The organism is Pseudoalteromonas caenipelagi, from assembly GCF_013140855.1.
In the GTDB taxonomy this organism is placed as follows: Bacteria; Pseudomonadota; Gammaproteobacteria; order Enterobacterales; family Alteromonadaceae; genus Pseudoalteromonas; species Pseudoalteromonas caenipelagi.
The window spans coordinates 20,206-32,837 of record NZ_JABBPG010000007.1; the positions used below are offsets into that span (position 1 = coordinate 20,206).

The window sequence follows — 12,632 nt, forward strand, 5'->3', positions numbered from 1 at the left end:
TGCCAGCACTCTTTTAAGAGTGTTGTAGTATTTGAAGGCACGGTATCCAGGAAAACTCCTCTGCGCTAATTTCCGTTTGTAGCTCGTTGAAAGCAGCGAGTTTGATTGGTGTTATGGACACTATGCCGCACTTACACTTCGAATAACAACGTAATCAAGTAGTGAAGAGTTGCTTCCGGCTGTGGATCTTCAAGCAAAGTGGTATTTATGGTAATTGAAAACGCCAGCAAGAAATTAACAAGGCTTATTCAGAGCTGGCGATGGGCAATAAATTATTTTTTATCGTGGAACTCGGGGGACGCTCAGACAAAAAAATTTAGGGAGGTGATAGTTGAGCTGGACCTGCCTTAGGTTCTTGCCAACGTCAATTTTAATATTTCTTAATTAGGGGGACTGCTTCCAGTTTACATATATCGAAGCCAACCGAGAAGCGACCTCCTCATTTTTATTTGGGTCTAGGTTTAGTAGTAATTGTTCAATCTCCTTTTTATATTGGTTTGGTGAAATTGGCAGTTTGTTATCGATTGAATCTATATACTTATCTAATTGAGCCATGCTTTTTGCACCTCCATTCCACATCAATTTAGCAGATGCACGGTCCAATTTTATATACTCTGCCCACATTTCAGTATGATCGGTTGGTTCATAGGTAAAACTTTCTATAAAGTCACCTGGTAGTAGCTCTTTTATTGAAGACCAGTTTTTATTTTGATATTGCATGATGGAAATACTGGTAGCGCTGTGCGCAATAAGTTGTGGCCATAACATATACTGTCGATCTTCTTTAGCTGGAAATGAAGTGATCTCCCGCCAGTGATCTACCTGCATATTGTTATCGGTTGAACCCAACATCAGTAACAATGTTTGTTCTTGCTGGAGCAGTACGATTACATCAACTCCCATATCCGCTTGAATATTTCCGCACAAAGCTGCTTTTATCTTTATATTTTCGATATTCGCGCTAGAGTCTAAAGCTTCGGACATCTGTTTAGTTGATAATGGTAGCTGATGTATTTCGTCATTTTGATAAGTTTGGCAAGCTAATAGCTGGCCCTTCTGGGGCTGCTCTAGTGTTAACTCTAGTAATGAGGAGTAGCCATCCTCCTGATAACTAAATAGTTGTTGTTTTGCACGATTAAAACTAAACCGTTTCTGGTTAGCAAATCCGGTGATATTATCTATTTTTTCAGGGACATGAATAGAGGTTTGCAGTTGAGGTGCAAGTTTTGTGTCATCTGTTACGGCTTGCTGATTACTTCTGTCATAGCAGCCAGATAGTAACGCAGTAACGACTATAGATAAGCATAAATAGTGATTTATTTTCATAATTGATAAGTACCGTTCAAGAGGGTATCGATCGAGAATGAGTTTGCCGTGTATTGATGATAAACACCCATACACGGCCTTTTGTTTCTCTAGTTCTCTATGTTAATTTGGATTCGGAATATAACGGCTTACACCATCTACTCTATGGGTTACCCGCCAAACAGGCACTGAGCTTGCGCGTAACTTCTTAAGCAATGCCGCAGTTTGAATTTCACTGTCATGGATGTTCTCTCCTGTGAGTAGGTGAGGCGATACAACCTTATCAAAGAAAATGTTCAGGTTTTGCGCGCTTGCAGGTAAAAAATAGCTTCTGGAGTTGTACTTATCGACAGCCCATGGCAGGGTGTTATTATTTTCATCCTGAACCTCACTCGTCACGCCATGATCTATATTGGCAACGAAACTGATAGAGCTTTGGGTATCTTTTGCTTGCTTGAATGTACGGGAGAAGTATCCGCCTACACCAACCCCAAAACCTGTACCACTGGAGTCAACTTCAAAATCTACACCAAAATCTACATTGGCTTCAAAGCCATAGTGATCAGTAATTGATCCGGCAGCTATTTCATTTTTTGACTGAAACCCACCATCAGAGACTGCTATCTCTGAGATTAACAATTTATCATTGATAAACTCTTGTGCAGACGTACCACTGGTATCTGTTTTGGCTGCATTGTGACGAGCTAACAGTTCATCCTGCTGACGCTTATCCTTAATTCGCCAAACCAACTCTTCTCTTGGGTTAAAATAAGACTGTCCGACACCATTAACTTTTTTAGGACCGATAAAGCCATCGAGGGAGCCCGCCACCAGGTAGTTAGGGTTCATTTTAAAATTAATGGTTTCATCATTGATAGCGGCATCAGAGAAATCCAGTACATAGCCGACCAGTCTACCTGTTTCAGGGTGATGTAGTGCATATCTAGATGCACTCAATGTAGAAACAAAAAGTGTTCCTTCCGTGTGAGGAGCCCATAGCTCAACCGTTTTATTTCCCTTGTCATCGGTTTCATAACAAGGTTGCAGGTAAGCGCTTTCTCCTTGTTCACAAACTCGCCCAGGAACATTCCCAGTCATAAATGACTTTCTCACTATTGTTTTAGATAAAGAAAATTCTTCTTCATTACCCCAGATTTTACCTCCTGAGGCATTGACGTAGAGTTTAAGGCTGCTGGATACTATTGGCGTTTTAATACCGGCAGTTTCATAAAGTGAAACTTTACCGCCTCCTGTGGAATCAATAGCGTTTGAGACCGTAGTGCCGATATTTATTTCAATTTCAACATCGGCAAGAGCTCCAGAATAGCCCCATCGACCATTTTGGTCTCTGCCTAAATTTTCTCTTGGTACCGGAGGTGCGCCTTCAATGTAACCATAAGGTGTTGTACTCACCACATGCCTGCCGTTAAAAGTCGCCTTAAGTTTTCCCATAGGTACTTCGGAAAAGGCAAATTTGAAGCGCCCGTCGGCTTGTTTCAGTGGTTCGACATATTCTTGAATCATAATCCCTTGCTTTTGTCCACCAAACTCTGACAACCTACCTCCAGTGAAAGTCATTGGTGTAACGCCTTTGGCTAAAACCATATCATTTCCCCGAAAGAAAGTACCAAACTTGGGAGACCATTGCGGGGGCTTCCTTTCCTCAGCATCTCTTGGGATCATTAGAGCACGGCGCAGGCTATCAGGCTGGTCGTCAATTGCTACTGGCCAACTATGCGGGAATTCAAATGTTCTTACCGAATCACCTTCTGTTTCCCCCCAGTTACTCACAAGCATGTTTACATACGCAGACTCTTCGTGACGCCAGGTTCTTTGCTTTATTAATGTAGTATCCTTTACGTTGTAGACAAGGTCGCCTTTTGAATCTCGCCTCCACATGTTATAGAGCAAACCATCTGTGCCTTCATATAAGCGCGGGGTGATATTTAAGTCCGTATCCATCAAGGTGAATGACCATCCTCTCGGCGTGTCATTTTTTATCTGCCCCAGCTTATCCAGAGGAAGATTGTAGGTTAGAACCTTTCCATCACCTTCATCTTCATAGGCTGAGGAAATAACCAGCTCCCGATCAAAGATATGTGTACCTTGCTCGCCATTAAGAACGGCGGGTGCTGAGGTTTGAACAACTGCAGTGTCTAAATTGCGAACATTTCTGGCATAAAAATAAGTACTGTGATACCAGGGACTTACTTTTTCAGCCTTGCCGTCTTGCAAATATGTATAATCACTATTATCAAATATTTGCTCGCTACCTTTCCTATAGGAAGCAACGACCAGTTTAGGGTTGGAACTGCAAGCGTTACTTACCGCAGTTGTTACCACAAAACGTTGTTGCCCTTTACCTTCACCAAGGGTGGAAGCCGATAAAGCTGTTACTTTACAGCTTGCGTCATTTGAAAGCTCCCCGATAGAAAAAGGCACAATGAATGCGGGCTCATAGAAAGGCATGTTAGAACTATCTTTGGTGGAGATGTCTGCGCTTTCTGTAAAGTTTTGTTTGTCTCCAGGCGTGGTAATAACCTCTGAACCTTGACTTGAGGCATAGCGTTTGCCACTAAGCTTATACCTGGATTCTGACAGTCGGATGAGTTTTTTGTCTACAGGGGCAAAATCGAATCTCTCAGCTAACACTTTCGAATTATTTGCATAACCATTTGCCCTGAACAAATAAAGGTATTGACCATCGCTTGTTACATCAAAGACTTGTCCGTCATAACTAGCATTACATACTGGCGAGAAGTACTTTCCTTGCCCTTTAGTATCGACACCTGCTAATGTTGCATCGGTTAAAAAAGTCGTATTTTCAGGCTTGTCGTTATTACAGCGACTGTCGTTGTTTTGGTGATAAAATGGTAATGTTTGGGCTTTGCTCCAACCGTGCTCATCTTTATAGATATACTTAATGTCATTGCCTTCAGCAAAGAACACAAAGTTCTTATTTTTATAAGTAAGGCCCGTCATATGATTAACTTCACTATAACTCGGCTGATTAATCGCTGATAAGGGGTTGTAAGGCGGAGTAAGGTACACTACCGGGTTGTCTGTAGACTTAGGTAACAATAAGATATCGGTATAACCGTCATTATTAAAGTCCCCATGCGCCATTTTGTGATAGCGACTACTAGTATAACCACTGAAATGATTATTAAAACTGCCGTTTTGATCTATCGTCCGAGAAGATTCTATCCCTGTAAAGCTTAAGCCTTGTGCTGCTGTGTCGCTTGTGTTTGTATATGAAGCGTACAGAATATAAGGTATGCCATTCCAGGCACCGATATCATCCATGCCATCATTATTAAAGTCGGCGATACTAATGAAATTGGTATTGTTATATACGGTTTGATCTTCCACCGTTACGCTTGAGAAAAGAGCGTCAGTGCTTCTGGTAATTGTTTCTTTGCCAGCCTGGTCGACGGTTACTTTAACGGCATGGCTGATATAAACGGTGTAATTGTAGTCGTCAATAAATACGATATCATCACTCCCGTCGCCATTAAAGTCACCAATTCTGACTTGCTCCTTGGAATATTTTTTAAACGATTCTTTGACTTGCGGATCGTTACTGTTTTTTTGGTGATTAAAATCACCATCAAGGTATAGATAACTGCGTTTAAAAGTACCGGGGGTACTTAGCCCAAACCAGATATCAATTTTTGAATGTCCTTCAGTAGTTTTAACATTGATGAATTCGCTAGTTTCCGTTTTATCCCAGCGCAATATATCTGGGTAGCCATCGCCATTGAAGTCACCAAAGCGAATATGCGCATTGGCACCATTAAGCAATCCTGATGATGAGAGTAAATCTTGCTGAGCAATGCCATCACTACCATCAGCCATTCGGATAGGAGCATTCTGATATATTTTAAAATTTTTGTTGTAATAAATAGAGCCGTCTTTTTTATAGCCATTACCAATACCGGTTATCTGAACAAATATGTCGTCTAGGCCGTCATGGTCAAAATCAGCAAATGCTAGCTCGTCTGGTGCATGAATAAAGACGAGGCCCTCCACTAAATCGTTCCTAAAGTTTATATCTATCTTCTGCTTATCGGGGGCTTCTTCCCTTGCTCCATGAACATCAACTGTATAAAAATCTGATGCATAATAACGACCATCATAACTATCTGCTTTATTCTGTCTGAATATTTCTACACCCTTACTACTCGCCATATTAGCTGCAAACAAATTTGATTTTACAGATGAAAAACCTCTTAAATATCCCGGGTAATTAAGCTGGTCGCGAAACTCGGCAGTACCTGCATTAAACAATGAACTCCACTCAGCTCTTTGCTCATTTTCATCGTACTTCCCTGCTCCAGCCGTTGCTCGACTAAGAAGAACTAACATCCCCTGAGTCGAAACATACCCTCTATCTGAAACCTCTTGTAATACAATATCATCGGTGCCATTACCATCCAGATCGGCGACCAGGGCGTTGTTATATTCCTGCCCTTTACCATCTATCATGCTGTATTTCCAAGGCACATCAGATGTATGCACCTTGACAGCACTGGCTATCGAAGAGTAGGCCGTTAATATCAAAGCAGCCCCCCTCAATAAATAACTTCTTTTTTCCATAATCATTTCCCTTAATGAGAATTAATGTTTGAACTGCACCCATTATTTGCCTGTATAAGCACTGTAAATGGCGCTCTTGACAACATATCTGGTGTGCAATAGTTAGCCAGAGGTTGGTTTTTTGTATCTATATAGTTAAAACAATGCTGGCTTAATGTTATGACGGAGGGCGAGGGGAAAAGACGCAAAATTAATGTATACATTGCCATAAAAGAAAAGTTGCCATAAAAGAGAGCCAAAAAAGGAATGAAAGGCCATAAACCCAAGGGCAAGGTCCTGAGCCCCGCAAGTGTTCGCTATGCTCTACTTGGCGAGACTCACTTGAAATTGAGCGACCCCAAACTAGTACGTCGTGAATGCGTATAAAGAGCCTGACGCAACGAACAGTACTTCATAGTCAGTATTATCTCATGTGGTTTAATTATTACGCTTTTGCGACGGTACGTGCACTTTATTATCTTGCTGATTATCGGTTGCTAAAGTAGACATATACCAATAACTCACCCCAACAAAAAGCACACCACCTAGCGTGTTGCCAAGGGTCACCCACAATAAATTAAGTCCTGCACCTGACAGAGAAATCCCTTCGATGGTTGGGCCCATAAGCGCGAGAGAAAAAATGGTCATATTGGCAACACTATGCTCATATCCGCTGGCAATAAAACATAACAGACACCAAAAGATGCTGATGCACCGAGCTATATCACTGTCCATTCTGGCCGACATCCAGATTGCAAGGCAAACCAACCAGTTACAGAGAACACCATTAAAAAATAAAGTGCTTGCAGGAGCATTTATTTTTTTATAGGCGATTAACTGTAAAACAGTATTCTGACTCTCTGTCAATACGCCTCCCCCTAATTTATATATCAGGGCAAATACCACTGATCCACTTAAATTTGCAAGCCAGACAACAAGGCAGATATGCACGGCATTTGATATTGAAATGCGCTTTCTTAATACCCCAAAAGTTGTATACATAGTGTAACCAGTGAACAGCTCTGCGCCTGCAAATATAATCAAGGTTAACGCAATGGCAAAGCAGGCCCCCATAACTAGCGCTCTAAACTCAGAAGGAACATCTGTGCCTAATGTCATGATTAAAACAATGCCAAAGCCGATGTATGCACCAGCTAGCAACCCGCCAATACATATTGCTGATGCCCTTTCTAATAAGAGACTTACTTTCTTACTCGCTTGATCTGCGAATCTATTTATCTGCTCGACATACATCTTATTTACTCACTATTCTAATGTGTAATGGTTGCGAGAGTGGGGATTAATCGTTTTCTGTGAGCTTCCATATTTTACTCTCATCTAAGTATGCTGTGCACATAAACCCACAGCCCCTGGTACAACAGTTTTCTTCGCGTATTCCACATAAACTTCCTTTGTCCCAGAGCTTTTTTGACTCTTGTTTAAACTCTGTATCAGTCATCTCTAACGAACGCCTTAAATTTGCGCCAGAGCTGCCTTTTCGGCCTGCATCTTCGAGCAATGAGATAATGGTGTTTGGGCAAGCTTGATCCATGCCAGTACCTTCTATCAATAGGATGAAGACCTGCAAATACGAGCAGGCCTTATTATTTAGAGCTACACAAGGATATCTAACATGGCTTTGAGCCGCTTTTTCTCGGCAGGGTTAAGCGGTAACAATGGTTTTCTTGGGCTGCCGACTTCATTGCCTAACAGGGACAACCCAGACTTTACCGATGCAGCCAGTCCTGAGGTTACTATAAATTCCAAAAACTCATATTGCTGATAGAACAACCGCTGTGCTTCTTGGCTATTGCCATTTTTTACGGCGTCAAATAGCTGTTTCGGTTTGTCTCCTATTAAGCATGGGGCTGCTGTGCACCAGCCATTGGCACCAGCATTAAGCGCTTCTAAGGCCATGTGGTTACACCCGTTAAAAAATGGCACTTTGCCATTGGAGAGTGCAAATATTTTGTGCATCCGCTGAATGTCGCCTGTACTCTCTTTAATCATTGTCGCGTTAGTAATATTGTTTACCATTTTCAGCATAAATTCCGGAGACATATCTACGCCACATGTTGCAGGGTTGTTGTAGATCATGATGGGTAATTTTGTGGCATTTGAAACAGCTTCGTAGTGTGAATGGATTTCCTCTTCGCTCAATTTATAGTAAGAGAACGGTGAAAGCATAATCATGTCGGCACCGATTTCATCGGCATACTTTGCGTAGTTAACAGCTTTATCTGTTGTTAGCTCTGCAATACCTATTATTACTGGTACTCTATTGGCTACATGCTTTACAGTATAATCAGCAACCAGCCTCCATTCAGACTCACTTAAATAGGCAGCTTCGCCCGCGCTGCCGAGTGCTGCGATAGCATCCACCTTCGCTTCAAGCAAAATATCTATTACGTTACCAAGCTTTTCGAGGCTTACACTTTTGTTATCTTGGCTATAGGGAGTAACTGGGTAGCCAATAATTCCAGATAGGTTCATATTGTGATCCTTATATACAATCAGGGTGATTCTTTAGGGCTTGTCTGGCGTAATACGCGAAATTGACCTTGTTTCGCTTATCTGTCGAAGTCCAGTCGTGTGCTTCTTTTGCGAGTTCAGGCGGCAGCGGTTTAATATCCCCAACTGACATTGCCAGGAGCTGCAACTTTGCAGCACGTTCAATGAGGATGGCCAAGTTGCATGCTTCCTCTATGGTCCGGCCAGTGACAAGCTGGCCATGATGAGCCATGAAAATTGCACGGTTATTCCCCAGAGCTTTCGATATCAACTTACCTTCTTCATTGCCTACGGGTACACCTGGCCACTCCGCGATGAAAGAGCAGTCGTTGTAAAGCCCACTTGTGTCCATATGTGAAATAATCAATGGTGTACCCACCATTGACAGGGCTGCGACGTAGGTGGGGTGTGTATGGATGATACAGTTAACTTCAGGGTGCTCTTTGTAAATCCATGTATGGAAGCGATTTGCTGGGTTTGGCATAGCTGTACCATCAAGTGAATTTAAGTCTTGATCTACAGTAATCAGATTCGTAGCACTGATCTCGTCAAACCCCAGTCCAAATCTTTGTGTTAGAAAAGTATTTGGTTGTTCTGCACGACTGGTGATCTGTCCGGCCAGGCCAGAATCATGGCCTTTATCAAATAGTATTCTGCAAGTTAGTGCTAGCTTTTCTCTTTCTGATAATCCGATGTCTTCGATGAGCTTCTGCATATCACTCTCAGCACCGTGCATTAGGTCCTGTTTCGACTTTGTTGCTGTCTTCATACAAGCTTTCCTCTCAAGCGGTTTTGACAATGTCAGTAAGATACCGCTAGACTGGACCAATAATAAGGTCCAGAAATTTTATTTTATATGGTCCAGATGTAGGGGAGGGATAAATGCTAAGGCCTTGGGATACACAATTTTGGTTAGAAGACAGTCCAGGTAAAACTTTGCATTCAAAATTGCTGAACAAGCTTACCGAGGATATAAAAGACGGGAGACTAGCACCTGGCAGTATGCTACCTGGTTCGCGAACACTGGCTAAGCAACTTGGTGTTAACCGTAAAACTGTCCAGCAAGTATATGAAGAGCTTGAAGGACAGGGATGGGTGGTTATTCGCCCAAAGTCAGGTACTTATATTTCACAAACATTGCCGGAACAAACGCTAACTTTGTCTAACGAACATGCAGTGAATAGTCAAGATAAAGCTAAGGCTACATCGCAGTTAGTCGAGATTTTGTATCAAGATGCTGTTTGTGCATATAGCAGGGAGATATCGGGGAACGATGGTACACCAGACTCTCGTCTAATACCCTATAGCTTGCTCGCGAGGACCTATAGAAAGGTGTGCATTAACCTCAGTCGCCATTCAAAGCTTGGCTATGGTGATCCTAGAGGTACCACTGAATTACGCCAATCAGTAAAAAAGATGCTATCAAGTGACAGGTTTATGAGTTGCTCAGATAAACAAATTTGTATTGTCAGAGGTAGCCAAATGGGGATTTATTTGGCTTCTCGAGTGCTAGACCCAAATAAAGGTGCAATCGTTGTAGAGGATCTTTGTTACCTGCCTGCAAGAGCTGCATTTGAATCAAATGGTTTTAAGATCATTAGTTGTAAAATTGACCAAAATGGATTAAGTATCGAGCATTTAAGAGAGATCTTGGGTAACTATACTATTTCTGCTGTTTATGTAACGCCACACCATCAATTTCCTACGACAGTATGCTTACCAATGGATAGAAGATTAGCACTATTAGAGCTATCTAAGTCACATAAATTTGCTGTGTTGGAAGATGACTATGATCATGAATTTCATTACGATGGCAATCCAATTCCACCTCTTGCAAGTCTTCCACATTCGGAAAATGTTGTACATATTGGGTCTATGTCAAAGGTTTTTGCTCCCGGTCTCAGGCTTGGCTATATTGTTGCTGATCCAAGTTTTATTGAAAGAGCGGCACAAGAAATCGTTTTAATAGATAGGCAGGGCAATACAGTAACCGAAATTGTTCTTTCAGAGTTAATGGAATCCGGAGAAGTAAAACGACATATTCGGAAAATCCGAAAACAGTATCAAGCCAGAAGGGATTTTGCCGCAAGAGAGTTCAAGCGTATTTTTGGCTCAGGTGTCTCATTTTCGCTGCCAACAGGTGGTATGGCTATTTGGATTGACATTTCGAAGCTTGTCAACGGTAAGCTGTTAGATAGTCTCCCCGGTAGTGATTCAACGTTGAGTACACTTTATAAATATGATCAAATTTCACCAACACACCTTCGATTTGGGTTTGGTGCGTTAAATGAATCCGAAATAACGCGCTCTGTTGAACAACTATCCGAAGTACTAAAATGAATTAGCCTCGGATAGGCTGCATTAATATAGTGTACGACTGATTCCCGATAAATCCGCGTGGTGGCATTGAGGCGTGCTAGCTCAGGCTTAAATACTCCAGTATGTTTGCACAATGCGATCAGAGTGAAGGCTTATTTCCTGTATTTTGATCAGGGTAAATACTCTTTTATCTTCTTAGTTTTATTGACACCATACAAAAGGTATCGAAAAGCATACCTTTCTGTAAAGCGCTGCTCATTTAAGATGTTTTTAGCTCAATTTTTACTTAACTGATTCCGGGACTATTTAATCTGAAGATAATTCTCATACTTTTAAGCCAGGCAGGAGATACTTCCTAGTAGCCCTTTGCGCTTTTTCACTTCTTAAATAAGGTACAGTTTGAATCTACTTAGCTTACATTTTGAACCCTTCAAGATGCATTTACGTCACACTCCAGATTGAAAGTAAAAATAAACGCCATAAATTGGTGGCCAGACTTTAATTGGGCTTATTGTGTAATTCGTTATTGATCACTGAAGGAGTGAGCGTGGTTGCAACGGCTAGTATGCCTACCTTATCCTTGTGAGAAGGCAATTTACTAGATTAATAAACCTATGTTACGGGCAAACTTTATTGTTTATTCTGTTTATTACGGGCAAACTTTATTGTCCATCCACAAGTGATTTTGTCCACTTCCCTTAACATGAGACATGTTTAATTAGAGTTTTCTGTAATATCAAAATCAGGAGACAACGATGAAAAAGTCACGTTTTACAGAATCTCAGATCATAGCTGTGCTTAAAGAAACCGATGCGGGTATGAAGGTTGAAGAAGTGTGCCGCAAGCATGGGATCAGTAGCGCCACTTACTACAACTGGAAAGCCAAATATGCCGGTATGGAAGCGTCAGATGTTAAGCGCCTGAAAGAGCTTGAAGAAGAGAATGCCAAGCTTAAAAAGAAGTACGTAGATGTCAGCTTAGAAAATCATGCGATTAAGGAGTTATTCGCAAAAAAGGGTTGGTGACAGCGCAGAAGCGAAGTAGCGCCAACACACTGGTTCAAGCGGGTTTAAGTATTCTAAAAGCGTGTAAGTTTGTGGGTATTGGTCGCGCTACCTACTACCGCTCAGAACGAGATTGGCGAAAGGCTGACGCAGCTGTCATTGATGCTATCAATGCAGAATTAAAAAAGTCCCCCAGAGCTGGATTCTGGAAATGCTATGGTCGCCTTCGCTTTAAAGGTTATCCGTTTAACCATAAGCGCGTATATCGGGTGTATTGCCAAATGGGTTTGAACTTAAAGCGCAGAGTGAAACGCGTGCTGCCAAAACGAGTTGTGCAGCCATTGGAAGTTGTCGCTCAAGCTAATCATCAGTGGGCCTTAGATTTTATGCATGATTCTTTATACTGCGGAAAACGATTTAGAACGCTCAATATTGTTGATGAAGGCACTCGGGAGTGTTTGGCTATTGAAGTAGATACTTCGCTGCCAGCGGAACGGGTTGTTAGAACACTTGAACAACTCAAAGCAGAGCGCGGTTTACCGAAACAAATTCGAGTAGATAACGGGCCTGAATTAATCTCAGCCCGTTTAACCGATTGGTGTGAAGCACATAACATAGAATTAGTTTATATCCAGCCTGGAAAGCCACAGCAAAACGGGTTTGTTGAACGGTTTAATGGCTCATTTAGACGAGAATTTTTAGATGCTTACTTGTTTGAAAGTATCAATCAAGTGAAAGAAATGGTGTGGTTCTGGCGATTAGATTACAACGAAGAACGCACACATGAAAGCCTTGGTGATCTGCCGCCCGCAGCTTACCGAGCAAAGTTGGAAAACTCTAGTTTACAGGTGTCTCACTGACGGGGGAGTGGACAGTTTTCAATAGAATCTTAATCTTATATCTTGAAACATAACA

Annotated in this window: 8 protein-coding genes; 2 read left to right on the forward strand and 6 right to left on the reverse strand. The window is 41.8% G+C overall.

Translation table 11 applies throughout. The features are described from left to right. Positions 1-384 precede the first annotated feature (384 nt). The 6 genes from HG263_RS15485 to HG263_RS15510 all read right to left on the reverse strand — a co-directional run bounded on the left by HG263_RS15485 (position 385) and on the right by HG263_RS15510 (position 9,163). On the reverse strand, positions 385-1,326 hold the full coding sequence (locus tag HG263_RS15485; protein ID WP_171626995.1) for a hypothetical protein: 942 nt from the start codon (positions 1,324-1,326) through the stop codon (positions 385-387). Between the two features lie 102 nt (positions 1,327-1,428). Continuing rightward, the gene (locus HG263_RS15490; protein ID WP_171626996.1) at positions 1,429-5,904 is read right to left on the reverse strand and encodes an FG-GAP repeat domain-containing protein; all 4,476 of its coding nucleotides are present in this window, start codon (positions 5,902-5,904) and stop codon (positions 1,429-1,431) included. A 417-nt stretch (positions 5,905-6,321) separates the two neighbouring features. Beyond that, positions 6,322-7,137 carry a formate/nitrite transporter family protein gene (locus HG263_RS15495; protein WP_171626997.1) on the reverse strand — a complete coding sequence of 272 codons (816 nt, stop codon included), beginning with the start codon at positions 7,135-7,137 and terminating at the stop codon, positions 6,322-6,324. Positions 7,138-7,183: 46 nt separating this feature from the next. Next, positions 7,184-7,435, reverse strand: a complete 252-nt coding sequence (locus tag HG263_RS15500; RefSeq protein ID WP_171626998.1) for a hypothetical protein — start codon at positions 7,433-7,435, stop codon at positions 7,184-7,186. Between the two features lie 62 nt (positions 7,436-7,497). Continuing rightward, complete coding sequence (locus HG263_RS15505) at positions 7,498-8,376, reverse strand: dihydrodipicolinate synthase family protein (protein WP_171626999.1); 879 nt, start codon at positions 8,374-8,376, stop codon at positions 7,498-7,500. 10 nt (positions 8,377-8,386) lie between these two features. Beyond that, entirely contained in the window at positions 8,387-9,163 is a 777-nt protein-coding gene (locus HG263_RS15510) for an aldolase (protein ID WP_171627000.1), read from the reverse strand. Between the two features lie 113 nt (positions 9,164-9,276). Between HG263_RS15510 and pdxR the strand changes: the two genes are divergently transcribed. Then, complete coding sequence (pdxR, locus tag HG263_RS15515; RefSeq protein ID WP_171627001.1) at positions 9,277-10,734, forward strand: MocR-like pyridoxine biosynthesis transcription factor PdxR; 1,458 nt, start codon at positions 9,277-9,279, stop codon at positions 10,732-10,734. 734 nt (positions 10,735-11,468) lie between these two features. Further along, positions 11,469-12,577 (forward strand): IS3 family transposase gene (locus tag HG263_RS15520; RefSeq protein WP_171627002.1). Its coding sequence is split into 2 segments (ribosomal slippage): positions 11,469-11,715 and positions 11,715-12,577, totalling 1,110 coding nucleotides; the frame shifts between segments, so codons are not numbered across the junction. Positions 12,578-12,632: the final 55 nt, after the last annotated feature.